Annotated in this window: 21 protein-coding genes, 1 tRNA gene and 1 pseudogene; 14 read left to right on the top strand and 9 right to left on the bottom strand. The window is 61.7% G+C overall.

Annotated elements, in window-relative coordinates:
* Nucleotides 1-93: 93 nt before the first annotated feature.
* Genes CAQU_RS01035 through CAQU_RS01025 form a run of 3 tightly spaced genes read right to left on the bottom strand, consistent with a single transcriptional unit; the run spans nucleotide 94 to nucleotide 3,624 of the window.
* Nucleotides 94-843 (bottom strand): succinate dehydrogenase/fumarate reductase iron-sulfur subunit, encoded by a 750-nt coding sequence (locus CAQU_RS01035; protein WP_075724473.1) that lies wholly within the window; start codon nucleotides 841-843, stop codon nucleotides 94-96.
* Nucleotides 843-2,849, bottom strand: a complete 2,007-nt coding sequence (locus CAQU_RS01030) for a fumarate reductase/succinate dehydrogenase flavoprotein subunit (protein ID WP_075724471.1) — start codon at nucleotides 2,847-2,849, stop codon at nucleotides 843-845. The genes CAQU_RS01035 and CAQU_RS01030 overlap by 1 nt, the downstream gene beginning before the upstream one ends.
* Nucleotides 2,850-2,868: 19 nt before the next feature.
* Entirely contained in the window at nucleotides 2,869-3,624 is a 756-nt protein-coding gene (locus CAQU_RS01025) for a succinate dehydrogenase cytochrome b subunit (protein ID WP_075724469.1), read from the bottom strand.
* A 528-nt stretch (nucleotides 3,625-4,152) separates the two neighbouring features.
* Between CAQU_RS01025 and ramB the strand changes: the two genes are divergently transcribed.
* Nucleotides 4,153-5,580, top strand: coding sequence for an acetate metabolism transcriptional regulator RamB (gene ramB, locus CAQU_RS01020; protein ID WP_075724467.1), 1,428 nt, complete (start codon nucleotides 4,153-4,155; stop codon nucleotides 5,578-5,580).
* A 154-nt stretch (nucleotides 5,581-5,734) separates the two neighbouring features.
* Here the strand turns inward: ramB and lpdA are convergent, their stop codons facing one another.
* On the bottom strand, nucleotides 5,735-7,150 hold the full coding sequence (gene lpdA, locus CAQU_RS01015; protein ID WP_211276124.1) for a dihydrolipoyl dehydrogenase: 1,416 nt from the start codon (nucleotides 7,148-7,150) through the stop codon (nucleotides 5,735-5,737).
* 701 nt (nucleotides 7,151-7,851) lie between these two features.
* Between lpdA and CAQU_RS01010 the strand changes: the two genes are divergently transcribed.
* The 8 genes and pseudogenes from CAQU_RS01010 (at nucleotide 7,852) to rfbA (ending at nucleotide 17,260) form a co-directional block, all read left to right on the top strand.
* The gene (locus CAQU_RS01010; protein ID WP_075724463.1) at nucleotides 7,852-8,907 is read left to right on the top strand and encodes an alpha/beta hydrolase; all 1,056 of its coding nucleotides are present in this window, start codon (nucleotides 7,852-7,854) and stop codon (nucleotides 8,905-8,907) included.
* Nucleotides 8,908-8,910: 3 nt separating this feature from the next.
* Nucleotides 8,911-9,978, top strand: a pseudogene (locus CAQU_RS13000) (alpha/beta hydrolase); the annotation flags it as partial.
* A gap of 507 nt (nucleotides 9,979-10,485) precedes the next feature.
* Complete coding sequence (locus tag CAQU_RS01000) at nucleotides 10,486-11,547, top strand: alpha/beta hydrolase (protein ID WP_075724460.1); 1,062 nt, start codon at nucleotides 10,486-10,488, stop codon at nucleotides 11,545-11,547.
* Complete coding sequence (locus CAQU_RS00995) at nucleotides 11,547-12,923, top strand: M1 family metallopeptidase (protein ID WP_075724458.1); 1,377 nt, start codon at nucleotides 11,547-11,549, stop codon at nucleotides 12,921-12,923. Before CAQU_RS01000 ends, CAQU_RS00995 begins: the two co-directional genes overlap by 1 nt.
* Nucleotides 12,920-14,125 carry a hypothetical protein gene (locus CAQU_RS00990; protein ID WP_075724456.1) on the top strand — a complete coding sequence of 402 codons (1,206 nt, stop codon included), beginning with the start codon at nucleotides 12,920-12,922 and terminating at the stop codon, nucleotides 14,123-14,125. Before CAQU_RS00995 ends, CAQU_RS00990 begins: the two co-directional genes overlap by 4 nt.
* Nucleotides 14,079-15,065, top strand: a complete 987-nt coding sequence (gene rfbB / locus CAQU_RS00985) for a dTDP-glucose 4,6-dehydratase (RefSeq protein WP_075724454.1) — start codon at nucleotides 14,079-14,081, stop codon at nucleotides 15,063-15,065. Before CAQU_RS00990 ends, rfbB begins: the two co-directional genes overlap by 47 nt.
* On the top strand, nucleotides 15,066-16,400 hold the full coding sequence (locus CAQU_RS00980) for a sugar nucleotide-binding protein (protein WP_075724452.1): 1,335 nt from the start codon (nucleotides 15,066-15,068) through the stop codon (nucleotides 16,398-16,400). It abuts the gene before it with no gap.
* Nucleotides 16,397-17,260, top strand: coding sequence for a glucose-1-phosphate thymidylyltransferase RfbA (gene rfbA / locus CAQU_RS00975; protein ID WP_075724450.1), 864 nt, complete (start codon nucleotides 16,397-16,399; stop codon nucleotides 17,258-17,260). Before CAQU_RS00980 ends, rfbA begins: the two co-directional genes overlap by 4 nt.
* Here the strand turns inward: rfbA and CAQU_RS00970 are convergent.
* Nucleotides 17,224-18,219, bottom strand: a complete 996-nt coding sequence (locus CAQU_RS00970; protein WP_075724448.1) for a glycosyltransferase family 2 protein — start codon at nucleotides 18,217-18,219, stop codon at nucleotides 17,224-17,226. The two genes, rfbA and CAQU_RS00970, sit on opposite strands and share 37 nt — an antisense overlap.
* A 47-nt stretch (nucleotides 18,220-18,266) precedes the next feature.
* Here CAQU_RS00970 and CAQU_RS00965 point away from each other — a divergent pair, with 47 nt between their 5' ends.
* From CAQU_RS00965 to CAQU_RS00950, 4 genes are all read left to right on the top strand, one after another.
* Nucleotides 18,267-18,959, top strand: a complete 693-nt coding sequence (locus CAQU_RS00965; RefSeq protein ID WP_075724446.1) for a glycosyltransferase family 2 protein — start codon at nucleotides 18,267-18,269, stop codon at nucleotides 18,957-18,959.
* Nucleotides 18,956-19,324, top strand: a complete 369-nt coding sequence (locus CAQU_RS00960; protein ID WP_157108840.1) for a DUF2304 domain-containing protein — start codon at nucleotides 18,956-18,958, stop codon at nucleotides 19,322-19,324. The genes CAQU_RS00965 and CAQU_RS00960 overlap by 4 nt, the downstream gene beginning before the upstream one ends.
* Before the next feature lie 144 nt (nucleotides 19,325-19,468).
* Nucleotides 19,469-20,350 carry a DsbA family protein gene (locus CAQU_RS00955; RefSeq protein ID WP_075728204.1) on the top strand — a complete coding sequence of 294 codons (882 nt, stop codon included), beginning with the start codon at nucleotides 19,469-19,471 and terminating at the stop codon, nucleotides 20,348-20,350.
* A 9-nt stretch (nucleotides 20,351-20,359) separates the two neighbouring features.
* Complete coding sequence (locus tag CAQU_RS00950; protein WP_075724444.1) at nucleotides 20,360-21,241, top strand: cytochrome c biogenesis CcdA family protein; 882 nt, start codon at nucleotides 20,360-20,362, stop codon at nucleotides 21,239-21,241.
* A 72-nt stretch (nucleotides 21,242-21,313) separates the two neighbouring features.
* Here CAQU_RS00950 and CAQU_RS00945 read toward each other — a convergent pair whose 3' ends face one another.
* The 4 genes from CAQU_RS00945 to CAQU_RS00930 form a co-directional block, all read right to left on the bottom strand.
* Nucleotides 21,314-22,522, bottom strand: coding sequence for an MFS transporter (locus CAQU_RS00945; protein ID WP_075724442.1), 1,209 nt, complete (start codon nucleotides 22,520-22,522; stop codon nucleotides 21,314-21,316).
* A 30-nt stretch (nucleotides 22,523-22,552) separates the two neighbouring features.
* On the bottom strand, nucleotides 22,553-22,897 hold the full coding sequence (locus CAQU_RS00940) for a hypothetical protein (RefSeq protein ID WP_075724440.1): 345 nt from the start codon (nucleotides 22,895-22,897) through the stop codon (nucleotides 22,553-22,555).
* 79 nt (nucleotides 22,898-22,976) lie between these two features.
* Nucleotides 22,977-23,052, bottom strand: a tRNA-Thr gene (locus tag CAQU_RS00935).
* A gap of 58 nt (nucleotides 23,053-23,110) precedes the next feature.
* Entirely contained in the window at nucleotides 23,111-24,322 is a 1,212-nt protein-coding gene (locus tag CAQU_RS00930; protein WP_075724438.1) for a DNA polymerase III subunit delta', read from the bottom strand.
* A 42-nt stretch (nucleotides 24,323-24,364) separates the two neighbouring features.
* On the opposite strand from CAQU_RS00930, the gene CAQU_RS00925 reads away from it, so the two are divergent.
* A complete protein-coding gene (locus CAQU_RS00925; protein WP_075724436.1) occupies nucleotides 24,365-25,891 on the top strand; it encodes an adenylate/guanylate cyclase domain-containing protein in 1,527 nt (508 codons plus the stop codon).
* Nucleotide 25,892 lies beyond the last annotated feature (1 nt).

Here is a 25,892-nt window from a genome sequence, read left to right as displayed (position 1 = left end):
CCCAAATGGTGCGCGCAGTGCGCGTTTTTCTTAGGCCTCATCCTACGACAGTCACCCCCACAACCGGCAAGGGTTGCGGGGGTAATCGGGTGCCTAGTTGTCCTTGCCGCGGAAGGCGGCGCGGGCGCGTTCCTTGTTGATGGCGGCGACGGCGGTCAGCGGGATACCCGCCGGGCAGACGTCGGCGCATTCACCGAACAGGGAGCAGGGGCCGAAGTTGGTTTCGACTTCGTCGACCATCTTGCGGGCACGCTTGCCACGTTCTTCCTTGCCGAGCGGCATGAGGGAGAGGTGGACCAGCTTGGCACCGGTGAACAGGTGGGCGGCACCGTTGGGGCATGCGGCCACGCAGGCGCCACAGCCGATGCAGGCTGCGTGATCCAGTGCGAGTTCCGCGGTCTGGTGGTTCATGTGCAGGGTGTCGGCGTCCGGTGCGGTACCGGCGTTGACGGAGACGTAGCCGCCCTGCTGCATGACGCGATCCAGTGCGGAACGGTCGACGATCATGTCCTTGATGACCGGGTATGCGGCGGAGCGCAGGGGCTCGAGCTGCAGGGTGTCACCGTCTTTGAAGTTGAACAGGCGCTGCTGGCAGGCAGGCTTGTTCTTGTCCGGGCCGTGGGGGCGGCCGTTGACGTTGATGCCACAGGTACCACAGATGCCTTCGCGGCAGTCGGAGGCGAATGCGAACGGCTCTTTGCCGGACTCAATCAGGCCCTCGTTGACGTGGTCCAGCAGCTCCAGGATGGACATCTGCTCAACAGCGTCGTCGACGTCGATGGACTCGTACTTACCTTCAGTGGTCGGTCCGGCCTGACGCCAAATCTCAAGATGGAGTTTCATTACTTGTAATTCCTTGTCATCAGCGGGATCGAGTCGAAGTACAGCGGTTCCGCGTGGCGGATGAACTGGTTTTCACCGTTGGGTTCCCAAGCGGAAACGAAGCACCAGTTGTCGTCGTCACGCTCTGCCTCGCCGTCCTCGGAGAGGTGGTCGTCGCGGAAGTGGGCACCACAGGACTCGTCGCGGTCGAGGGCGTCGACGCACATGAGTTCACCGAGGTCGATGTAGTCGGCCACGCGGTTGGCGTATTCGAGGACCTGGTTCATTTCGTTCTTGTCGCCGGTGATGCGCAGATCGGACCAGAATTCCTTGCGGAGGGCGCGGATCTTCTCGATGCCGTCGGCGAGGTCCTTCTTGTTGCGGGCCACGCCGCAGGAGAAGTACAGGATGTCGCCGAGCTGGCGGTGGAAGTGCTCCGGGCCGTGGTTGCCGTTGATGCTCATCAGCTTGTCGATGCGTGCCTGGGCGCGCTCGATGGCTTCCTGGGCGGCCGGTGCGTCCTCGGGGAGGCGCTCGGTGCCGAGGATGGGGCCGAGGTAGTTCGGGACGGTGAACGGCAGGGTGAACCAGCCGTCGACGGATGCGGACAGCAGGGAGTTTGCGCCCAGACGGTTCGCGCCGTGGTAGGTCCAGGATGCCTCGCCGGCACAGAACAGGCCTTCGATGGAGGTCATCTCGTTGAAGTCGGTCCACAGGCCACCCATGGTGAAGTGGCAGGTCGGTGCGATACGCATCGGGGTGGTGTATGCGTCTTCACCGATGGCCTCTTCGTACATCTGGATGAGGTTGCCGTAGCGCTCCTTGATGACGTCCTTGCCGAGGCGCTCGATGGCGTCGCGGAAGTCGAGGTATGCGGAGTTGTGCAGCGGGCCGACACCCAGGCCAGCGTTGATCTGCTGGGAGATGGCGCGGGATGCCACGTCGCGGGGGACGAGGTTACCGAAGGCCGGGTAGCGGCGCTCCAGGAAGTAGTCGCGCTCGTCTTCCGGGATGGTGTTCGGGTCGCGGTCGTCCTTGGGCTCCTTCGGCGACCAGATGCGGCCGTCGTTACGCAGCGACTCGGACATCAGGATGGTCTTGGACTGCCACTCGGAGTTGACCGGCAGGCCGGTCGGGTGGAACTGGATGAACGACGGGGAGGCCATGTATGCGCCGCGGTCGTATGCGCGCATGATGGCGGAGGCGTTCGAGTTCTTCGCCAGGGTGGACATGTAGTAGACGTTGCCGTAGCCGCCGGTGCACAGGATCACGGCGTGGGCGGTGTGTGCCTTGAGTTCGCCGGTGATCAGGTTGCGCATGACGACACCCTGGCAGCGCTTCTTGCCTTCATCCTCGGTGACGATCAGGTCGACCATCTCGTTGTGGGTGAAGATTTCGACGGAGCCGAGGTGGATCTGGCGCTGCAGGGCGGCAGCTGCGGACAGCTGCAGCTGCTGGCCGGTCTGACCACGGGTGTAGTAGGTGCGGGACACCTGCACACCACCGAAGGAACGGGTTGCCAGGGTGCCGCCGTATTCGCGGGCGAAGGGGGCGCCGATGGCGTTCATGTGGTCGATGACGCGGACGGACTCGTAAGCCAGGCGCCAGCAGTCAGTCTCGCGGCAGCGGTAGTCGCCGCCCTTGACGGTGTCTTTCACGTGGCGGTATGCGCCGTCGTTGTCGACCTTCTTACCGCGGGCGGAGTTCACGCCACCCTGTGCGGCGATGGAGTGCGCACGACGCGGGGCGTCGTGGTAGGTGAAGGCCTTCACGTCGTAGCCGAGCTCGCCGAGGGCGGCTGCGGCGCCGCCACCGGACAGGCCGGTGCCGATGACGATGATGCGGAACTTGCGACGGTTCAGCGGGGAGACGAGCTCCATGTGGTCCTTGTGGTACTGCCAAGCGTCGCGCATGGGGACGTTCTTGGGGGCAGCATCGTCGAGGACACGGCCGATGGTCACGCCATCAACGCAGGAAGCGGGGGCGGTGAAGGTCGGCTGGACAGTGGTGTCAGAGTGAGTGCTCATAAGTTATTTACCTTCCGGCCTAATTCAGGATGCCCGTAGCGATGGCGAGCGGGATCGAGATGTTGCCAACCATGACGACTGCCGGGAGCAGGTAAGCGACGAACAGCAGAACTGCGCGCCAGCGCTTACCGGTGATACCCAGGTCGCTGACTGCCACCCAAATGCCGTGGGACAGGTGCATGAACAGCACCAGCATGGCGACGATGTAGAAGATGGCGACGGGCCAGCGGCTAAAGGAGTCGATCAGGTTGTTGTAAATCGCGCCGTGCTCGAAGCCGGAGGATGCGGCCGGAGCAACGCCCAGAGTCAGGTCGGCGATGTGGAACGCGATGAACAGCAGCAGCACCAGGCCGGAGATGATCATGGTCTGGGTCGCGAAGGACTGGTGACCACCCATCAGGTTGGTGCGGCGGAACTTACCGCGGGACTGGTGGGCGCGGCCCACCAGGGTGAAAGCACCGTAAACGTGCAGGACCAGGGCGGCCAGCAGCACGATACGGAAGATCCACAGAACACCCTCGTAGGGCATCAGGGGCTCGCCAACGGTGCGCAGCCACTCGCCGTATTCGTCGATGTGGTGAACGCCGTCGTGGGCGGGGATAAAGACCTTCAGGTTGCCGATCATGTGGACCAGCACGAAGCCAGTGAAAATCAGGCCAGTGATGGCCATCGTCAGCTTCAACGCCCAGGTCGGGTAGGCGGGCCGCTCACGCAGCGGCTTTTCAGTGATTTTGCCGTGTGCGAGTGCTACACGGTCGTCATACTTTTCAGTCATGGCACCTCCAGTGTCGCTCATACTTTACGGGGTGCCGGGGGTAGTAAACCACTCACACACTTGCAAGGTGATACACCTCACATCTAACCGATTGACCTGCGCATTTATCTTTAGGTAAGGCTGACCTAGTAGAAATCGTCAATGTTTTTTCGCCGGCGCTTCATCACCCCCGTTTATGCACGCCACTTAGATAAAACGACACATGAGCGTTGCAAAAAACGGGCCCAAAATTGACAGAAAACTCATAATTTTCCCCTACCCCTATTGGGAGTCCTTAAAAAGTTGTAGAGGATACCCTCACAGCCCCAATAAGCCTCAGGACGCCTCACCCGCCACACCCATCCAGGCGCAATCCCCCACAAGCCCCCAACCCCATCCCCATTGCGACGCACAGCTACCCGCCAGCCACTGCCGCAAACGTCTCAACATATGAGCCGAAGGGGCGAGTGCGGATGGGGTTTCCTGGCAAAGCCATGACAATGCCACAGAAAGCTCAAATTATGACTCGCATCACGATATGGTGAACGCATGGGTAAAACTTACGTCGGCAGCCGGCTGCGGCAATTGCGCCGAGAACGCGACCTCAGCCAGGCCCAACTCGCGAACACTCTGGGCTTGTCAGCATCGTATGTCAACCAGATCGAACACGACGTTCGCCCGCTCACGGTTCCCGTCTTACATCGCATCACCGAAGCCTTCGGCGTCGACGCCACCTTCTTCTCTCGCGATGACGATTCCCGCCTGCTCGCAGAGATTCAGGACGTGATGGGCGACAAGGAGCTGTGCCCCACCCCGGTGGAGCTGCAGGAGTTATCGGAGATGGTCTACAACCACCCCAAGCTCGCGCGGGTGATGGTGGACATGCACCGCCGCTATCACACCGTGCGCGACAAGTTGTCTTTGGCAACCGATACCCGCAACGCGCCAAACCCGGGGGAAAAATCCACCACCGCCAACGCCCTGTCGATGCCGCACGAGGAGGTGCGTGACTTCTTCTACGCCCGCCAGAACTACATCGGGGATGTGGACCTGCTGGCCGAAGAAACTGCCCAACAATTGGCAATCACCCCCGGCGATATCCGCCGCACCGAGGACGCGATCGCGCAACGCCTCACAGAGGCCCACGGGGTGAAGTTGTCCTTTACCCAAGAAGTCGATGACACCCTGCACCGCTTCAACCCGGACACCCTCGAGCTTTCGGTGGCCACCCGGCTAAGCCCCGGCCAGCGCGCGTTTCGCATGGCTGCCGAGTTGGCCTTTTTGGAAGCCGGCGACCTGATCGATGCCGCCGTCGATGATGGGGAGCTAACCAGCCCCGAGTCGATAACCCTGGCGCGGCGCGGCGTGGCGTCCTACTACGCGGCCGCGTTGATGCTGCCCTATGAGCAGTTCCACCAGTCTTCGGAATCCTCCCGCTACGACATCGAGTACTTGTGCCAGCTGTTCGGGGTGGGCTACGAGACGATCTGCCACCGCCTGTCAACGTTGCAGCGCCCCAATATGCGCGGCATCCCCTTTACTTTTGTGCGGGTGGATCGCGCCGGCAATATGAGCAAACGCCAATCGGCGACCGGTTTCCATTTCACCCACTCCGGGGGCACCTGCCCGCTGTGGAATGTGTATGAGACCTTCACCAATCCCGGATCCATCATGCGGCAGTTGGCACAGATGCCGGATGGGCGCACCTACCTGTGGATCAGTCGCACGGTGCGGCACCACCGGAGCCGTTTCGGGGAGCCGGGCAAGCTGTTTTCGATCGGGCTGGGCTGCGAGGCCCGCCACGCGGAGCGCACCATCTACGCCGACGGGCTGGACCTGTTGGACTTCTCCAACGCCACCCCCATCGGGGCGGGCTGCCGGGTATGCACCCGCGCACACTGCGCACAGCGGGCATTCCCCCCTCTCAACGGCCAGATCTCGGTGGACGCCCACTCCTCCACCATCGCCCCCTACTAGCCGACCAGCCGGCGGCACTGGCCCCACCACGCCCCACAAGGTTTTTTCAAGGCGTGACACCACAAGACGTGAGGGTGTGCCTTTTTGGGAAAGCTTAAAAACTTCCCCGAAAGACACACCCTCACAGTGTTTTAGGTGATGGTCGACAACCCTCTTAGAGGTTGATCATGTGACCCATGGTGCCTTCGGCGGCTTCCTTCATCGCCTCAGACAGGGTCGGGTGGGTGTGCACGTTGCGACCAATTTCCTCGGCGGTCAGATCGAAACGCTGCGCCAGGGTCAGCTCCGGCAGCAGCTCGGAAACGTTGGCACCAACCATGTGGCCGCCGATGAGCTCACCGAACTCAGCATCGACGATAAGCTTGACGAAACCGGCGGACTCGCCCAGGCCCTGCGCCTTGCCGTTCGCGGAGAACGGGAAGGTAGCAACCTTGATCTCGCGGCCTTCAGCCTCCGCGATCTCGCGGGCCTTTTCCTCGGTGTAACCAAAGGATGCGACCTGCGGGTTACAGAAGGTAGCGCGCGGCATCATCATGTAGTCGCCGAGCTCCATGGTCTCCACGTCGGCGATGGTCTCAGCGGCCACCACGCCCTGCGCCTCAGCCACGTGAGCCAGCTGCAGCTTCGCGGTGACATCGCCGATGGCGTAGATGCCATCAACGTTGGTGCGCATGCGCTCATCCACCTCGATCGCGCCACGCTCGGTCAGCTTCACGCCGGTGTTCTCCAGGCCGAAGCCCTCCACACGCGGGGCGAAACCGATAGAAATCATCACGCGGTCGACGGTGAGGGTCTCGGACGTGGAACCGTCCTTGGACTCCACATCTACCTCCACCACATCGCCCTTATCGCGCACACCGGTGGTCTTGTAGCCGGTCAGCAGCTTCACGCCCAGCTTCTTGTACTGCTTGGCGATCTCCTTGGACACGTCGGCGTCCTCGTTCGGCAGCACCCGGTCCATGAACTCCACGATGGTGACGTCCACGCCATAGTTGGACAGCACATAAGCGAACTCCATGCCGATAGCACCGGCACCGACGATCACCATGGACTTCGGCAGGGTGTCGTTGAGGATCTGCTCCTCATAGGACACCACGTTGCCGCCCAGCTCCACGCCCGGCAGGGAACGCACCACAGAACCGGTAGCGATGATGCAGTTGTCGAAAGTGATGGTCTTGCCGGCATCTTTACCGTCGGACACCTCAATGGTGTGAGCGTCCTTGAAGGAACCAAAACCGTCGATCTCGGTGATCTTGTTCTTCTTCATCAGGTAGTGCACGCCCTTGACGATGCCCGCGGACACCTTGCGGGAACGAGCGTGCGCCTTGCCGAAGTCAAAGCTCACGTCACCGGAGATACCGAACAGGTCGGCCTCGTGGTTGAAAGTGTGGGCAAGTTCAGCGTTTTTCAGCAGCGCCTTGGAGGGAATGCAGCCCACGTTCAGGCACACGCCACCCCAGTACTGCTTCTCCACCACAGCGACCTTCTGGCCAAGCTGGGAAGCGCGAATAGCGGCGACGTAGCCACCAGGGCCCGCGCCAAGTACAACAACGTCAAAATGTTCAGTCACATCAACCACCATAACGTGAGCACCCCCCTAAAGCATGAAAAAGGCGACGGCCACCACCCCGGGTTGGGGTTAGACGGCGACCACCGCCACAAAAACCCCAGCACACAAGCACCAGGGCGCGCGCCCGCTTTAGAACAGGTGCAAAGCGTTACCCACGAAAGAAGAAGCGGAAGAACCGGCGTGCAGCAAGCTGCCGAGGAACTGGTTGATGGTGACGATGATCTGCTCAATGAAAGGCACGATGAAAACCTCGAAGTCTAGAAAGAGTTGAAGAAAAACTTATGCGTGGGCACCCATAAGAATGTCCACCCACGCACCCAGATCCACATCCAGGTTCAGGCGGGGCACACCACTTACGCGGGGCGCCAAGGAAAAACCATAGATCGGGCGGGTACCGGTCATACCGGGGACACCGGGGATACCGTTGCACTGCCCGCAGACGTTACATAGCTGGGCGCAAGATGTACGCATTGTCGCACGCGACAACGCCCAAGGGGTTGCTAACACCCCAGTTTGGCCGTAACTTCATTCACTAGCGAAACACGAGTTTCACAGTGAGCTCGCAGCCAACGCGCACGACGCCATCACCTCACGAACACCGCAACAGCAGGATCGATAAGGTAACGCTCGGCCGCTCACCCGCGACACACCCCATGTACCACGCAGCGAATCCCACGAAAACGGAAAGACCCACAACGCCCATGAAACGACACATCACGGCGCTGACACTCGCCGCACTTCTTGCTGGTCAAGCCATCAGCCCGGCGTACGCCGGCACCCCTGCGGCAGAACTCGCGGGCACCACCGAGCGCGCCACCATCAGCGAAGGCGCCCGCCCCGAGGTGGAACTGCGCTGGCGCGGCATCACCGAGCTCGCCCCCGACCGAGTCAAAGAAGTCTGGGCCCACTCCCCCAGCATGAACCGCGACGTGCCCCTGCTCGTGCTGCGCGCCACCAAACCCAACCGCCCCACCCTGTACCTGCTCAACGGCGGCGACGGCGGCGAAGGGCGCGCCAACTGGGCGCTGCAAACCGACGCCCTGGCCTACTACTGGGAAAAAGACATCAACGTCGTCATCCCCATGTCCGGCAAGTTCTCCTACTACACCGACTGGGAGCAGGACAACGCCTACCTGGGCGGTAAGCAGATGTGGGAAACCTTCCTCACCAAGGAACTGCCCGAACCCATCGAGGGCTACCTCGGCGCAAACGGCAAACGCGGCATCGCCGGCATGTCCATGACCGCCACCACCACCCTGCTGTACGCCCAGCACCACCCCGGCTTCTACGACGCCGTCGGGTCCTTTTCCGGCTGCGCCCAAACCAACGTCGGTATCGGCCTGGCCGCCGTCGTCGCCACCCTTAACCGCGGCCACGCCACCATCGAACAGATGTGGGGCCCCCAAAACAGCCCCAACCGTCTCTACAACGACGCCCTGGTCAACGCCGAAAAGCTGCGCGGCACCACCATGTACATCTCTAACGCCACCGGCCTGGCCGGCAAATGGGACATGCCCTCCAGCCCCCGCATCAACGGCGACTCCCAGGCCGTAGCCACCAACGTTATCTCCGGTGGTCTCATCGAAGGCGCCACCAACGTGTGCACCCACGACCTGAAAGCCAAGCTGGACGCAGCAAACATCCCCGCCGACTGGAACCTGCGCCCCACCGGCACCCACTCCTGGGGCTACTGGCAAGATGACCTACGCGCCTCCTGGCCCACCTTCGCCCGCGCATTCGAAATCGAGGAGAACTAACACGTGAAGCGCACCGCGCTCAAGGCCGTGGCACTGGCCACCGCCGCCGCACTGACCCTAAGCCCCGCCGCCCTGGCAGGCACCGCCCCCGCAGTCCTCGCCGGCGACACCCCGCTGGCCACCCTCCAACAGGGCGCACCCGCCGAGATCACCAAGGTTCCCACCTGGCGCCGCTACGTCGACGCCAACGCCAGCTTCGTCAAGGAGTACTGGGCGTACTCCCCCAGCATGGACCGCAAAATCCCGCTGATCGTGATCGAGGGCAACAAGAACACCAACCCGGGCCCCAAACCCACCCTCTACATGCTCAACGGCGGCGACGGCGGTGAGGGCTACGCCAACTGGCTCGCTCAAACCGACATCATCTCCTTCTACAAAAACAAAGACGTCAACGTCGTCATCCCGATGCAGGGCGCCTTCTCCTACTACACCGACTGGATCAACGAAGCACCCGGCCTCGGCGGCAAACAAATGTGGGAAACCTTCCTGACCAAGGAACTTCCCGGACCGCTCGAGGCAGAAATCGGCGGCAACGGTAAACGCGGCATCGGCGGCATGTCCATGTCCGCCACCTCCTCCCTCCTGCTCGCCGAACACAACCCCGGCTTCTACGACACCGTCGGCTCCTTCTCCGGCTGCGCCTCCACCTCCTCCACTCTGTGGGGCTTCCTCGCCACCTGGTTCACCCTCAACCGCGGCGGCGCCTCCGCCTGGCAGGCCTGGGGGCCGCTGTTCTCCACCAACCGCGCCTACAACGACGCCCTCAACGACGTCTCCGGGCTGCGCGGCACCGACGTCTACGTCTCCAACGGATCCGGCCTGGCCGGCACCGAAGACCTCCTGTCCTCCGGCACCGTCGAATACAACCTCGCCTCCTTCCTGGCCCGTACCATCGACGGCGGACTCATCGAAGGCGTCACCAACGCCTGCACCCACGACCTCAAAGCCAAAATGGACAGCGAAGGCATCCCCGCCACCTTCGAGTTCCGCAACAACGGAACCCACACCTGGACCTACTGGACCCAGGACCTGCGCGACTCCTGGAAAGTCTTCGCCAAAGCCTTCGACATCCCCCTCAAAGACGGCGACCTCGACCCGCCCGCCATCGGCGACCACGACACCGACGGCGCAGCCTTCCGCTACGGCCTGAAAAAAGTCCTCGGATCCTCCGGCGGCTCCACCGGCTCCAGCCTCGGCAGCTCCGAAATCCTCGGCTCCTCCGGCGCGGACAAGGTCCTCGACAAATCCATCGACGCCCTGTCCTCCGACATCACCCCCGGCTCCACCAGCCGCGGCAACAAAAAGCAGGACGCCGCCCAGCCGGCGCCCGCTCCCGCAGCCCCGCAGCCTTCCCAGGCGCCCAAACCCGCCGCCCCCAAGGCACCTGAGGCACCGGCCGCACCCGCAGCGCCCAAGGCCCCCGAGGCACCGGCCGCGCCTGCCGCCCCCGAGGCCCCTGCAGCACCGGAAGCGCAGGAAGCACCCAAAGCGCCCGCCGCGGACACCGACCAGGCACCCGCACCGGCCGCCGACGCACCGGCAGCCACCACCAACTAACACGAAACAAGAGGGAACACCTTGGCACGCCTCGCCCGCAGCACCGCAGCTCTACTCACCGCAGCAGCCCTGATCACGGCAACCCCCGCCCACGCCGGCACCCCCGCCGCCGCCCTGGCCGGAAACACCCCCCAGGCAACGCTGAGCACCCAAGCACCAGAGCTCGAACAACGCCCCCTGTGGCGTGACAAGGTAGCCGCCTTCGACGGACACATCGAAGAAGTCTGGGCCCACTCCCCCAGCATGAACCGCGACATCCCCCTGCTCGTGCTACCCGCCAAAGACCCCGGCCGGCCCACCCTCTACCTCCTCAACGGCGCCGACGGCGGCGAAGGCACCCTCAACTGGGTATTGAGCACCAACGCCCTCGACTTCTACAAAGACAAAAACGTCAACGTCGTCATCCCCATGGCCGGACGCATGTCCTACTACACCGACTGGGAAGAACCCGCCAACAACCTCGGCGGAGCCCAAAAATGGGAAACCTTCCTCACCAAAGAACTCCCCGGCCCCATCGAAAAGCGCTACCGCGCCAACGACAAACGCGTCATCGCAGGCATGTCCATGTCCGCCACCTCATCCCTGCAACTCGCCGAACGCAACCCCGGCTTCTACGACGGCGTCGGATCCTTCTCCGGCTGCGCCGAAACCAACACCAACCTCGGACAATTCATCATCGCCGCCGTCGTCGGCCTGCGCGGCGGCGAAAAACCCTCCAACCTCTGGGGCAAACCCGGCACCCCCAACTACCTCGCCCACGACGCCCTCGCAAACGCTGACAAACTCCGCGGCACCCGCCTGTTCATCTCCAACGGCTCCGGACTCGCCGGCAAATGGGACCTCTGGTCCAGCCCCTTCACCACCCCCGAACTCGACGTCCGCACCCACATCGTCAACGGCGGCCTCATCGAAGCAGTCTCCAACATCTGCACCCACAACCTCGAAGCCAAACTCAACTCCCTCGGCATCCCCGCCACCTACGACTTCTCCCCCAACGGCACCCACTCCTGGGGCTACTGGCAAGACGCCCTAGCGAAGTCCTGGCCCACCTTCGCCGACGCGATGGGAATCGCCGGCGAGTAATGACTGCCCGAAGGCTCCGCTCCACCCCCATCCCAGGCACCCGTGACTCCTACACCGGCGTCGACTTCAACCTCGGCTACCACATCCGCCACTACCGGCTCGACCTGGACTACCGCGTCACCCCCAACCGACTCGACGGCACCGCCACCCTCACGCTGGACAACTACGTCCCGCTCAAACGCATGACCCTCGACCTTGCGAACACCCTCACCGTCCGCAAGGTCCGCATCATCGGCAACGCCGCCCACCCCATCCGAGTCCAAAAAACCCGCCACCACAACGGCAAACTCGCCATCACCTTCAGCGAAGAAATCCCCGCCGACTCCGAATTCCAACTCGCCATCACCTACGGTGGCAGCCCCCGCCCCATCAAAAGCCCCTGGGGCGAAATCGGCTGGGAAGAACTCAGCAACGGCGCCCTAGTCGCCTCCCAACCCTGCGGCGCCCCCTCCTGGTTCCCCTGCGACGACACCCCCGACGAAAAAGCCACCTACGACTTCGTCATCTCCGCCGACAACCCCTACCGGGTCATCACCAACGGCACCCTGCAACAAACCACCCGCGGCGGCTCCCGCACCACCTGGCACTACCGCACCCACAACCCCATGGCCTCCTACCTGGCCACCGTACAAATCGGCGAATACACCGAACTCGTCCTGCGCGCCGACGGCACCCCCGTCCGCGCCTACCTCCCCGCCAGCGCCCGCGCCTACTTCGAACACGACTTCGCCGACCAAGTCCGCATGCTCGACGTGTTCACCGAACTCTTCGGCCCCTACCCCTTCCGCTCCTACACCGTCGTCCTCACCGAAGACCCCCTCGAAATCCCCCTCGAAGCCTCCGCCCTATCCATCTTCGGCCGCAACCACGCCACCGGCGAAAAAACCTGGGAACGCCTCGTCGCCCACGAACTATCCCACCAATGGTTCGGCAACTCCCTCGGACTGGCCCAATGGAACGACATCTGGCTCAACGAAGGCTTCGCCTGCTACGCCGAATGGCTCTGGTTCGAAAAATCCCAAGGCACCCCCGCAGCGGTACCCGCCAAACGGCACTACGACATCCTCGCCCAACTCCCCAAAGACCTCCTCCTCGCCGACCCCGGCCCGGAGGCCATGTTCGATGACCGCGTCTACAAACGCGGCGCCATCTTCGTCCACGCGCTGCGCACCCTGCTCGGCGACGACGCCTTCTTCACCGCCGTCAAACGCTACGTCGCCGGCGGCGCCCACTCCGTCGTCGAACCCATCGACCTTAAAACCGCCATGACCAGCGCCTGCCACACCGCCGGAGTCCCCATCGCGGAGCTCGACCACCTGTGGAACACCTGGCTACACCACCACGAGCTACCCCCCTTCCCGGAGCCACACCCATGAGATTCCTGTCGCTAGCAACCGCCATCGCCGGAATTGCTGGCTTCGTCGTCATCATCGTGGCGGCCTGGGCACTCACCCCCCAAGAAACCGCAGAATTCAGCGCCTACTGGGGCCTATTTTTCACCGGAACCGGCGTCCTCACCGGCTACATGCAAGAAACCACCCGCTCCGTCGCCGCCACCGCCCACCCCCACGGCGCCCGCCCCATCCTCATCGCCGCCATCATTGGCGCCATCGCCGCAGCACTAATCACCCTGACCTCGCCGGCGTGGATCAACCTGATCATCTCCCACTCACACCTCCAAGGCGTCGCCCTGCTCGCCATCGGCCTCGGCTCCTACGCCATCCAAGCCGCCATCGCCGGCGTCCTCTCCGCCCGCAAACAATGGTCCACCTACGCGCTGCTCATCGCCTGCGACTCCGGCGTACGCATGATCGCAGCCATCGCTGCCTGGCTCCTCGGATACCACCTCACCGCCTTCATGATCATCACCGTCATGGGCGCCGCCTCCTGGATCCTCATCGCCCGCCCCCGCGGCGCCATCGCCGACTGCCCCACCCCCGTCTTCCTGCGCCGCAGCCTCACCGCCATGGGTGCTGCCGGAGCCACCGCCGTCCTCATCGTCGGATTCCCCACCATCGTCAAACTCACCAACCCCAACGCCGCCGGCGCCGCCGCCGTCATCTACGCCGTCACCCTCACCCGCGCACCACTACTCGTACCCCTCCAACAATTCCAATCCGCCCTCATCGTCCGCTTCGTCGACAACAAACACCGCATCGCCCACGCCCTGCGCACCCCACTTCTGATCGTCTGGGCCGTCGGCATCACCGGCGCCGCCCTCGCCTGGGCCATCGGCCCCTGGCTCATGGAATTCATCCTGCGCAGCGAAGCGTACGCCATGCCCGGATGGGCCCTCGGCGCCTACACCATCGGCGCCGCCTGCACCGCCACCATGATGGTCGTCGGCACCTGCACCATCGCCGTCGAAAAACACAACTACTACCTCGGCGGATGGATCATCGCCACCGTCCTCGCCATCATCGCCCTCACCCTCCCTTTGAGTCTCCAAACCGCCACCGTCGTCGCATTAACCCTCGGACCGCTTGTCGGCACCACAATTCAAGGCCTCGGACTTGCTAGAATCAACCGCCATGAAGACTTTGCTGGTCACAGGCGGCGCCGGGTTCATCGGCACTAATTTCGTCCGACTCACCCTCGACAAATACCCCCAATACAAGGTGGTCGTCGTCGACAAACTCACCTACGCCGCCAACCGCGACAGCCTCCCCGAAGGCATCGACTTCGTCGAAGGCGACATCTGCGACGCCGAACTCATGGACCAGCTGATCCGCGACTGCGACATCGTCGTCCACTTCGCCGCCGAAAGCCACAACGACAACTCCCTGGCCAACCCGCGGCCCTTCCTCGACACCAACGTCATCGGCACCTACACCATCCTCGAAGCCGTCCGCCGCCACCACAAACGACTCCACCACATCTCCACCGACGAAGTCTTCGGCGACCTCGAACTCGACGACCCCAACCGGTTTACCGAAACCACCGCCTACAACCCCTCCAGCCCCTACTCCTCCACCAAAGCCGCCAGCGACCACCTAGTGCGCGCCTGGATCCGCAGCTTCGGCATCCAAGCCACCATCTCGAACTGTTCCAACAACTACGGGCCCTACCAACACATCGAGAAATTCATCCCCCGCCAAATCACCAACATCTTAAGCGGGCTACCCGCCAAGCTGTACGGCACCGGCGAACAAGTCCGCGACTGGATCCACGTCGACGACCACAACACCGCCGTCCACCTCATCCTCGAAAAAGGAACCATCGGCGACACCTACATCATCGGCGCCGACAACGACCACATCAACAACAAACAGGTCATCGAAATGATCTGCGAGATGATGGGCGGCACCTTCGAACACGTCGCCGACCGCCCCGGCCACGACATGCGCTACGCCATGGACTCCACCAAACTACGCACCAAACTCGGCTGGAAACCCCAATACACCGACTCCATGCGCGAAGGACTCGCCCAAACCATCGCCTGGTACCGCGACAACGAAAACTGGTGGCGAGACCAAAAAGACGCCATCGAAAAGGCCTACGCCGCCCGGGGGCACTAAATGAACACCACCATTGACGGACTCATCGTCGTCGACATTCCCGTCCACGGCGACAACCGCGGCTGGTTCAAAGAAAACTGGAACCGCACCACCATGACGGACGTCCCCGACTTCCGCCCCATCCAAAACAACATGTCCTTCAACGCCAACAAAGGCGTCACCCGCGGCCTCCACGCCGAACCCTGGGACAAACTCGTCTCCGTCGCCCACGGCGAAGTCTTCGGCGCCTGGTGCGACCTGCGCGAAGGAAGCCCCACCTACGGGCACACCTACACCCACCGCATCGACCCCAGCGTCTGCGTCTACGTCCCCCGCGGCGTCGCCAACGGCTTCCAAGCCCTCGAAGACAACACCGTCTACTCCTACCTCGTCAACGACCACTGGTCCCCCGACGCCCAGTACTACTTCGTCAACCTCGACATCATCGACTGGCCGCTCGAACCCACCGAAATCTCCGACAAAGACCGCGCACACCCCCCACTCGCCGACGCCACCCCCGTGCCCGCCCGCACCACCATCGTGCTCGGCGCCAGCGGCCAACTCGGCAGCGCACTGCGCAACCACATCGACGCAGAATTCCTCGATCGCGACGACATCGACCTCGCCACCTGCGACTACGACACCCTCAAATCACAACGCAACTGGCGCCAAGTCGACACCATCATCAACGCCGCCGCCTACACCCAAGTCGACCTCGCCGAAACAGACGGACGCACAGCAGCCTGGGCCATCAACGCCACCGGGGTCGGCACACTGGCACGCCTGTGCACCGAACACAACATCCGCCTCGTCCACGTCTCCAGCGAATACGTCTTCGACGGCACCCAAGAACACACCGAACAAGAACCCTTCAGCCCCCTCGGCGTCTACGGAAACACCAAAGCCGCCGGCGACATCGCCGCCGCCACCGTCCCCCGCCACCTCATCGCCCGCACCAGCTGGGTCGTCGGCAACGGCAAAAACTTCGTCCGCACCATGGCCACCCTCGCCAACAAAGGCGTCGAACCCAACGTCGTCAACGACCAAATCGGACGCCTCACCTTCGCCGACGAACTCGCCCGCGCCATCGCCCACCTCATCGCCATCGACGCCCACGGCACCTACAACGTCAGCAACGGCGGACAACCCGGCAGCTGGGCCGACGTCGCCGACATCGTCTACGCCCACTACGGCAAAGCCCCCGTCAACCGCATCACCACCGCCGAATACCCCACCCCCGCAACCCGCCCCCTCAACAGCGTCATGACGCTCGACAAGCTCACCGCCACCGGATTCACCCCCCGCGACTGGCGCGAACAGCTCGCCGAATACCTCAAGGAGCTTGATCCACGATGAAAGGCATCATCCTCGCCGGCGGCTCAGGAACACGCCTGTACCCCATCACCAAAGGCATCTCCAAACAACTGATGCCCATCTACGACAAACCGATGATCTACTACCCGCTCAGCACCCTCATCCAGGCGGGCATCAGAGACATCCTCATCATCACCACCCCCGAAGACGCCCCCCAATTCCAAAGGCTCCTCGGCGACGGCGCCGACTGGGGACTCAACCTGACCTACGCCGTCCAACCCTCCCCCGACGGACTCGCCCAAGCCTTCATCATCGGCGAAGAATTCATCGGCGACGACTCCGTCGCCCTGGTCCTCGGCGACAACATCTTCGACGGCCGCCACTTCCTCGACCACGTCGACGAACCAGACGGCGGCACCGTCTTCGCCTACCAAGTCTCCGACCCAGAACGCTACGGAGTCGTCGAATTCGACGACACCCTCACCGCCGTCTCCATCGAAGAAAAACCCAGCCACCCCAAATCCAACTACGCCGTCGTTGGCCTGTACTTCTACGACAACGACGTCGTCGACATCGCCAAAAGCATCACCCCCTCCGCCCGCGGCGAACTCGAAATCACCAGCGTCAACGAGGCCTACCTCAAACGCGGCAAACTCAAAGTACAGCGCCTATCCCGCGGTGACGTGTGGCTCGACACCGGCACCATCGACTCCATGAGCGAAGCCAGCGCCTACGTCGAAGTGCTACAAAAACGCACCGGAAACATCATCGGCAGCCCCGAAGTCGCAGCCTTCCGCGCCGGACACATCGATGCAGCACGTCTCGAAGAACTCGCCAAACCGCTCGAAAAATCCGGCTACGGCGCCTACTTACGACGAATCGCCCAGGACGCCGCCTTGTAATACGCGCGGTAGCCTGCAGCAACCAGCTTGCTGTCCGCCACCGGACCCAAAAACGGGTTATCCACCGAACAGTCCATCTTCGCCAAAAACTCAGCGGCAGAGATGGACTGTTCCACTGTGCGCCGGAAACGAATCGCCTCCGGAATCGCCTGGAAAAACAGCTTCGTCGACTTCAGCTTCAGCCCCAACCGGCCCTGCTTAGCGGCAATAGCCCACAGGCCCAACCCCACCGCCACAAGCTGCGGCGCCAACACCGCAATCACCGGCCACGGCCAGGTAGCCAAGATAAACAACAGGCGATTGCGCTCAATGTAGATCCACTTGTAATCGCCCTTGGAATAGTCATAGTCATGGTGAACCTGCGCGCCATGAAGCAGACCAATCTGGCCACCCGCTAAAAGAAGACGCGCCGAAAAATCAGTGTCCTCGTGGTACATGAAATACAACTCAGCCATCCCACCGAGGCGCTCCCACCACTGGCGACGCACCGCCAAGCACGCCCCCGAAGCAATCGAAATATCGGTAAAGCCATCACGAATGTCGGGTCGCTGACCATAACCGTTAACCCAACTCAAACCGGAAATGTGCAGCGCATTACCGGCAGAATTCACCGTCCCATCCGGCAGCACCAAATACGGCATCCACGCCGCCAACGGCGTGTCATATCCGGAACGAATAACATCGAGCAGGTTCGGATCCTCGACATAGGTGTCGGGATTCAAAAAGAACAACACATCAACATCGCCCGCGGCCGCCGCCCCCACATTACAGCCGGCGGCAAAGCCACCGTTGTCGTGCTGGATGATCTCCGCAACTCCCGCTTCCTGCATCTGCCAGGGCTTTTTGTTGTCAACGACGATGACGCGATCGCCCTCGCGCAGCTGAGGAGTAAAGGAGTCAACCAGGCGGGCAACCTCCGCCTCGTGACCGTACGACACGATGACTATTCCGAGCTTCATTCCTTACAGCATACGGCCTTTAATCTGCGCTAGAGTTAGCAATCACCATGGACACAAATGACACTTGGCTGATCATCCCTTGCTACAACGAGGGCACAGTGATCAAGGACGTCATCGAAAACGCGCGGGCGACATTTCCGAATATCGTCGCCGTGAACGATGGCTCGGCTGATAACTCCGCCGCACAGATTCACGCTGCCGGAGCGCACCTGGTGAACCACCCAGTGAACCTGGGGCAGGGTGCTGCCATTCAAACCGGCGTGGAGTACGCGCGCCGCCAGCCAGGTGCCCGCTACTTCGTCACTTTCGACGCCGATGGGCAGCACCAAGTCAAAGATGTGGTCGCCATGCTGGAGCGCCTCCGCAACGACGACGCCGACATTATCGTCGGTACCCGCTTTGGTGATGCAGCTCGCGACGAGGATCAAGTTCCCCTCATCAAGCGGATTGTGCTGAAAACAGTGGTGATGTTGTCCCCTCGCACCCGCCGCTTGGGATTAACTGACGCCCACAACGGGTTGCGCGTGTTCAACCGCAAAGTCGCAGACGAGCTCAACATTCGTATGAACGGGATGAGCCACGCCAGTGAATTCGTAACCCAGATGGACGAAAAAGGCTGGCGGGTCGCTGAGCAGCCAGTCGACATTCTCTACACGGAATACTCCATGAGTAAGGGGCAATCCCTCATCAATGGTGTCAATATCCTCGCCGACGGACTGCTAGTTAGGAAACTGCCGTGACCGGACAATTTTTGATTCAGCTGCTCCTGCTGTCCTCGACGGCACTCCTCGTCGCCTACTTCATCGGCAACCGGAAGAAAGCCCGGGCGAAGGCAGGCGTGAAACTTGGTTTCATCCTGTTCATCCTCGCGTCTATTTATGCGGTGCTGCACCCTGATCACCTCACCTGGGTAGCGAACCTGGTTGGCGTCGCCCGCGGCACCGACCTGCTGCTCTACGGCCTGGTAGTGGCCTTCATGTTTACTACCCTGTCGACCTACATTCGCTTCCGTGAGCAAGAGTTGCGCTACGCCCGACTCGCCCGAGCGGTAGCCCTCCAAAACGCAATCCGCCCAGAAGACGAGTATCCTGGCACGAGCGCTTAAAGCAACGTGCCTTTTAACATGGCGCCCCTTGTTGATGCTTTGCGTCCAACAAGGGGCTGTTTTTATGCCAATCGCCCAAATGACCCCGACCCCTACAACGGAGTACTACGCGTGAACAACGCTTTCGCCCAAGTCACTAAAACAATGTGGGCTTTCCTAGCCATGCTGGTCGTTATCGCCGGCCTCGGTGGCTACGTCATCGGTGAGAAGGCCAACACCCCGGCCACTAACACCGCTGCTGGTGCAGATTCCGCCACCCAGGACGGCACCACCGACACCGCAGTTCCCAACGAGAACATCGCCAAGCTCGCCGCCCTAGCTAAGCCTGGCGCAAATGGCACCGCGGGCCCTGGCCCGGAAAAGCTGCCTGATGGTTCTTATGATGCTGAGATCAATGGTCCTGGCGGCCCGTTGGAGACTCAAGAGGACATTTTGAATGTTCACCGCCGGAATCCGAAGGATCCTTTCGCTGTGGGCGCTGTGGATGCCCCTGTGGTGATTTCTGAGTTTTCGGATTTTGAGTGCCCGTTCTGTTCTCGCTTTGCTAATGAGACTGAGCCGACGTTGATGAAGGAGTTCGTCGACAAGGGTTTGGTCCGCATTGAGTGGAATGATTTCCCGGTGAACGGCTCGAAGGCTGAGGATGCTGCGCGCGCTGGTCGTGCCGCGGCTGCTCAGGGTAAGTTCAATGAGTTCCGTGAGGCTTTCTACACTGCCTCGAAGGATATGCGTGGCCACCCGAACTTCGGCATGGATGATTACATGACCTTCGCTAAGGAGGCTGGCGTGCCGGATTTGAACAAGTTCAAGCAGGACGCATCGAGTGATAAGTACACGCCGGTGATTGAGCAGGCGCGTGCGTACGCGTCCGGTATTGGCATTTCTGGTACCCCTGGCTTCATTGTGGGCGACCAGTTTGTTGGTGGTGCGCAGCCGACCGACACCTTTATCGATGTGATTAACCAGCAGTTGGCGAAGACCGTTCAAAACGATAACGGTGGCGCTGCTAAGAAGAATTCCAAGTAAGGGGATTTGATGGTTTCCATTGGTCTTCTTGGAGCATTTCTAGGCGGCGTGCTCTCTATTCTGAGCCCTTGCTCAGCGATGCTGCTGCCCGCGTTTTTTGCTTATGCTTTCAATTCCAAGACTCAGCTGTTGGCTCGTACCACGGTGTTTTTCTTGGGTCTTGCGACTGTATTGATGCCGCTGGGTGCGGGTCTTGGTTCTGTTGGCGGCTTGTTGAATGAGCACCGACAGACGCTGATTCTTATTGGCGGCTTGGTCATCATTGCCTTGGGCATTTACACCTTTTTGGGTTTTGGCTTCCAGATCCCGGGCTTGAGTAACCTTTCGAGCAATATCAAGCTGGGTAACTGGGTTTCCATGTACCTGCTGGGCATGGTGTACGGCTTTGCTGGTTTTTGTGCTGGCCCGTTGTTGGGTGCGGTATTTACGACCGCTGCTGTGTCCGGTAGTGCCCTGTTTGGTGCCCTGTTGCTTGGTGTTTACGCCCTGGGTATGACGGTTCCGCTGTTTATCTTGGCGGCGCTGTGGGATCAGTTCAATTTGGGTTCTCGTACCTGGTTGCGTGGTAAGACTCGCCAGGTTGGCCCCTTTAAGTTCAACACGTATTCGATGCTTGCTGGCGTGTTGTTCATCGGAATTGGCGTGCTGTTCTTGATGACGAATGGCACGAGTGCTTTGCCGTCGTTGTTCACGATTGAGAACCAGTTTGCTATCCAGGAGGCTGCTGGTAAGTGGGCTGCGAAGGTTTCCAACGCGATGGTGCTGCTGATTGTGGCTGTGGTTATCGAGTTGGTGTTGTTCTTCAAGCTGCTGCGGTCTCCGGCTGTGGAGGCTGAAGAATCCGGCGATGAGGTTGCAGAGCCTGTGGCTGAGCCGGTTGTGGCCGAGTAGTTTTCGGTTGCATTTCGCTGAAAAAGTGAGGTGCTTCCCTTTTGCGGGGAAGGACCTCACTTTTTGTTTGTTTTAGGCTGTTTGTTTTTTAGCGGTCTTGATTAGCGCGAGGAGGATGAGGGTGGCGACTGCTGCACCGAAGCCGAGCATTTGGGGGTAGGTGAAGGTGCCGTCGAGTTTGGTGAGGATGGCGGGGAAGATCATTCCGACGTAGGTGCAGCAGTAGAACAGGCCCATGAGTCCGGCGAGGTCGTTGGGTGGTGCAATCCGTTGGACTTCTGAGAGCCCGGTGAATACGCAGAGCCCGTAGGACAGTCCGAGGAATACGCAGGCGATGAGGGTCAGCGTGATGCTGTGGTTGAGGGGGACAAGGGCTGCCAGTGCCATGCCGATGATGGTGACTGTCATGGCGAGGAGAGGGCCTCGTCGGCCGCCGTCTCCGACGATGGTGGGGCCGGGTTGTTGGATGAGGAAGCCGACGCCGAGGGTGACGACGCACAGCAGTGCGGTGAAGGCGATGGGGTAGGTGACTGAGTCCCGCATGAGGGTGGGGAGGATGGCGTAGGCGGTGAAGCCGCAGCCGAAGACCCAGGGTGCTAGGGGGACGGCGACGGTGAGGAAGCGGCGGTCGCGGGCTGTGGGGACTGCGATGTCGTTGAGCCAGGAGCCTTTGATGTTGAGGTGGGCGCTTTGGCGGGTTTCGGGGACTTTAATGATCAGGGGGTAAAGCGCGATGGTGAGGAGGATGTGGAGGGCGTATGCGAGCTGTCCGGGGATGGGGCCCCATTGGGCCAGGACGCCTGCGACACCGGCGCCGAGTCCGAAGCCTGCGGTGAGGGCCATGGAGGCGCGTTTGGCTCCGGAGGAGGGTTTGGCGGTGGGGTCGAAGCGGGGGGTGGAGAGTTCTTTGAGCCAGGAGCCGCCGGCGGTCATGGCCATTCCGACGGCGAGTCCGGACAGGAAGCGTCCGATGGCCATGAGGGTGGCTGCGTCTTCGCCGTAGGCGATGCAGGTTGAGGCTGCGACGGCGACGAGTGGGGTGGGCAGCATGAGTGCGCGTCGTCCGTAGCGGTCGCTCATGGGGCCGGCGGCGAGGAGTCCGGCGCCGACGCCGATGGCGTAGGTGATGAGCATGGCGTCGATAAACAGGTTGGAGAAGCTGCCGTGCTGTTTGTAGAGGACGAGGAGTGGGGTGAATTCGTTGCCGCCCCAGGCGACGGCGAACATTGATAGGGCAACGGCCAGCCAGGCGTGTTGCTCCCCTTTTCGTGCGCGAACCATGGGCTGTAGTTTAGTTTCCTGCAGGATTTTTTATTGCGTGGGGTGTGCTTTGGTGGTGCGCTTGCGGTGTCGATAGATGAGGTGGCCGAGCGCGCTGCCGCTAAGGGCACAGATGGCGTAGGGGATGGTGAATATTGGGGTGACGCTTTGGTAGTAGATGTATTCTGCGCCGAGGTATCCGAGGGCGACTGCGGGGGCTACCCAGGGGGTGAATCCTGCGATGGTGGCGTGGAGGGCGCTGATGGTGAGCGCTGCTGTGGGATTGAAGATGAGTAGGGGCCCGATTGAGGCGGGGTCGTGTGGGGCTTGGCCGTAGCGTTCGATGGCGAGGAAGGCGATGCCGTAGATGATGGTGAGGGGCAGGAAGTGGCGCATGGGTTGGAGCTTAACCCGGGCGGGGCGTGCGGGTATGCAAAATCCCGCTTGTCCTGGTGTGACAAGCGGGATTTGTTGGTGGAGCCGCCTGCGAGAATCGAACTCGCGACCTTTTCATTACGAGTGAAATGCTCTACCGACTGAGCTAAGGCGGCGCATGCCGTGATGGGCACGTTGTGGGAGTTTACATCACGGGGTGGGCTTGTGGGGAATTTAGGAGGTTTTGCATGCTTTTCGGAGCCGTCCGACCATGGCGTTCATGGCGATTCGTGGGGGGACGTTGTGTCCGAAGGATTCGCGGCAGGCGCTGATGGCGTCGAGGCAGGCGACGAGTTGTTCGAGGGTGTTTTTGGTGGCGAGTTCGGTGGAGAGGGCTTTGAAGTCGGGGTGGGTGAGGTTACTGGTGGCCCCGGAGTTGGTGATCAGTGCGTCGCGGTAGAGTCCGGCGAGGTCGGTGAGGGCGAGGTCGAGGCTGTCGCGGATGTGTCGGGTAGTGCGGCGTTTTTGTTTGGTTTCTAGGTCGGTGATCTCGCTTTTGGTGCCGCCGATGGCGCGGGCGGTGCCTTTGCCTTTGGCGCCGTGGCCGAGAGCGTTTTTGAGGCGGGCGATTTCTGCTTCTTCGATGGGGGCGAGTTCTTCTTTGGCGCCTGCTTCGACGGCTTTGACGATGTCGGCGACTTCTTGGAAGGCGGCGTCGCCGTGGTAGATGAGTTCGGCGAGGTTGAGGATGCGGGCGCGGCGGTTTTGGGTTTTGGGGTCGGTGGCGAGTCGTTTGGCGCGCCCGATGTGGCCGTTGGTGGCTGCGGCGGCTAGTAGTGCGTCTTGGTGGTTAGCGATGCCTTGGCGGACCAGGAGGTCGGCGACTGCTTCGGTGCTGGGGGTGGGGATGTAAAGGTGGCGGCAGCGGCTGCGGAGGGTGACGGCGATGTCGGTGGGGTCGGTGGAGGGGGCGCAGAGGATGATGACGGTGCGCTCTGGGGGTTCTTCGACGGTTTTGAGTAGTGCGTTGGCGGCGGATTCGGTGAGCCGGTCGGCGTCTTCGATGATGATGACGCGCCATTGGGCGACGCTGGGTAGTTTGGCTGCCTCGGTGATGACGGTGCGCATGGCGTCGACCGCGATGGAGAGTTCTTGGGGGATGATGCGGGTGACGTCGGGGTGGGAGTTGCTTGCGGTGTGGCGGCAGGCTTCGCATTCACCGCAGCCGATGGTGTCGGGGTGGGTGCAGACGAGTGCTTGTGCGAAGGCGACTGCGGCGTTGGAGCGCCCGGAGCCGGGTGGCCCGGTGAATAGCCAGGAGTGGGTCATGGCGGAGCCCAGGGGGGTGCCGTTGGCTTTATTGCGGGCACTGGTGGCTGCGGCTTTGAGGGTCCGGCTGACTGCCCCACCGTCGGCAAGAGTGCTGAATACGTCCGTCACGGCCACTAGCCTAGCTGTCAATCCCGTGCAGCCATTAAAGTAGGCAACATGAATCGTTTTTCGCAGGGACTGAAGTGGCTGTTTGGCACGTCGTGGCCGCTGTATGCTGCTTCTGTTCTGCTGTCGAACCTGGTGGGCGCGATCGCGGTGATGTTGTTCCTGCGTTTCGCGGTGCCGTTGCCTGAGCTTGATGGTTTGTCTGCGTCGAATCGTAGTTTGATGTCGGCGGGTATCGCTTATGTTGTTTTTGCGATTGTGGCGGGCGCTGTGGTGACGGCGATGCTGTTTAAGCCGGTGTTGGTGTGGCAGCGTCATCCGGATGATCATGATCCGAACATGATTCGTAATTTGGTGATGCGTATTCCTACGTATCAGGGGATTTTGACGGGCATTGTGTGGGCTGTTGGGATCACGATTTTGACGGTGTTGGCGGCGACGAGTTCGCCGCGGGCTGCGTTGGTGATTTTTTTGACGACGGCGTTGGGGGGCGCGATGGTGGTGTTGTTTACGTATTTGGAGGCGCAGCGTTTGATGCGTCCTGTTGCGGCGACGGCTTTGGCGCGCCGTTTTGAGGATTCCACTCTGGAGCCCCCTGTGCAGCAGCGTTTGGTGTTGACGTGGTTGTTGACCTCGGGGGTTCCGGCTGCTGGCATTATTTTGTTGGTGGTGGGCCAGCGTGCCGGGTATTTCGGTGAGGATCCGGGATCGATTTTGACGGGGGTTATTTGGCTGGCTGTGACTGCGGTGTTGGCTGGTTTTTTGGGCACTGCGTTGGCGATCATGAGTGTGGTGGATCCGATTCGTGAGTTGCAGCAGTCGATTAACCGGGTGCGTCGTGGGGATACTGATGTGCAGGTCGATATTTATGACGGTTCTGAGATTGGTGTGTTGCAGGCCGGCTTCAATGAGATGATGCGCGGTTTGAAGGAACGCCAGCGCGTGCGCGAGCTCTTTGGTCGCTACGTGGGTGTGGAGGTTGCTCGTCGTGCCCTGGAGGAGCGCCCCACCTTGGGCGGTGAGGATCGCAAGGTTGCGGTGCTGTTTATTGATGTGATTGGTTCGACGAGTTTTGCGGTGTCGCATACCCCGGAGGAAGTGGTGCAGGCACTGAATGCGTTTTTTGAGCACGTGGTCGATGTGGTGCACCGCCATAAGGGAATTATTAACAAGTTCCAGGGCGATGCCGCTTTGGCGGTGTTTGGTGCTCCCCTGCCGTTGTCGGATGCGACGGGGCATGCGTTGGCTGCTGCGCGTGAGTTGAAGGCCGAGTTGAAGGGCATGGAGCTTGCTTGTGGCATTGGTGTGGCTTCGGGGCGGGTGGTTGCCGGCCACATTGGTGGTCACGATCGTTTCGAGTACACCGTCATTGGTGATGCGGTGAACCAGGCGGCACGCCTGACGGAGCTTGCGAAGGATACTCCTGGCCGGGTGTTGACCTCTGCCGCGACGTTGCGTGATGCGAATGAGGCGGAGCAGGCGCGGTGGACTGTGTTGAAGTCTGTGGAGCTGCGTGGCCGTAAGGAGATGACTCAGCTGGCTCGTCCGATTCGCCCGACCTTGGCGGATCGTTCCTAGC

Origin of the sequence: Corynebacterium aquilae DSM 44791 (assembly GCF_001941445.1) — a bacterium.
Classification (GTDB): Bacteria; Actinomycetota; Actinomycetes; order Mycobacteriales; family Mycobacteriaceae; genus Corynebacterium; species Corynebacterium aquilae.
The sequence above is the reverse complement of the archived record's forward strand: the minus strand, read 5'-3'. Positions and strand labels throughout refer to the sequence as shown.

Bases quoted from the DNA above. Each gene is read 5' to 3' on its own strand.
- CAQU_RS01025 (WP_075724469.1), bottom strand. From the start codon at position 3,624: ATGACTGAAAAGTATGACGACCGTGTAGCACTCGCACACGGCAAAATC.
- CAQU_RS00970 (WP_075724448.1), bottom strand. From the start codon at position 18,219: ATGAAGCTCGGAATAGTCATCGTGTCGTACGGTCACGAGGCGGAGGTT.
- CAQU_RS00995 (WP_075724458.1), top strand. From the start codon at position 11,547: ATGACTGCCCGAAGGCTCCGCTCCACCCCCATCCCAGGCACCCGTGAC.
- rfbA (WP_075724450.1), top strand. From the start codon at position 16,397: ATGAAAGGCATCATCCTCGCCGGCGGCTCAGGAACACGCCTGTACCCC.
- CAQU_RS01035 (WP_075724473.1), bottom strand. From the start codon at position 843: ATGAAACTCCATCTTGAGATTTGGCGTCAGGCCGGACCGACCACTGAA.
- CAQU_RS01030 (WP_075724471.1), bottom strand. From the start codon at position 2,849: ATGAGCACTCACTCTGACACCACTGTCCAGCCGACCTTCACCGCCCCC.
- CAQU_RS00955 (WP_075728204.1), top strand. From the start codon at position 19,469: ATGTGGGCTTTCCTAGCCATGCTGGTCGTTATCGCCGGCCTCGGTGGC.
- CAQU_RS00965 (WP_075724446.1), top strand. From the start codon at position 18,267: ATGGACACAAATGACACTTGGCTGATCATCCCTTGCTACAACGAGGGC.
- CAQU_RS00950 (WP_075724444.1), top strand. From the start codon at position 20,360: ATGGTTTCCATTGGTCTTCTTGGAGCATTTCTAGGCGGCGTGCTCTCT.
- CAQU_RS00945 (WP_075724442.1), bottom strand. From the start codon at position 22,522: ATGGTTCGCGCACGAAAAGGGGAGCAACACGCCTGGCTGGCCGTTGCC.
- ramB (WP_075724467.1), top strand. From the start codon at position 4,153: ATGGGTAAAACTTACGTCGGCAGCCGGCTGCGGCAATTGCGCCGAGAA.
- CAQU_RS00940 (WP_075724440.1), bottom strand. From the start codon at position 22,897: ATGCGCCACTTCCTGCCCCTCACCATCATCTACGGCATCGCCTTCCTC.
- rfbB (WP_075724454.1), top strand. From the start codon at position 14,079: ATGAAGACTTTGCTGGTCACAGGCGGCGCCGGGTTCATCGGCACTAAT.
- CAQU_RS00925 (WP_075724436.1), top strand. From the start codon at position 24,365: ATGAATCGTTTTTCGCAGGGACTGAAGTGGCTGTTTGGCACGTCGTGG.
- CAQU_RS01010 (WP_075724463.1), top strand. From the start codon at position 7,852: ATGAAACGACACATCACGGCGCTGACACTCGCCGCACTTCTTGCTGGT.
- CAQU_RS00990 (WP_075724456.1), top strand. From the start codon at position 12,920: ATGAGATTCCTGTCGCTAGCAACCGCCATCGCCGGAATTGCTGGCTTC.
- CAQU_RS00980 (WP_075724452.1), top strand. From the start codon at position 15,066: ATGAACACCACCATTGACGGACTCATCGTCGTCGACATTCCCGTCCAC.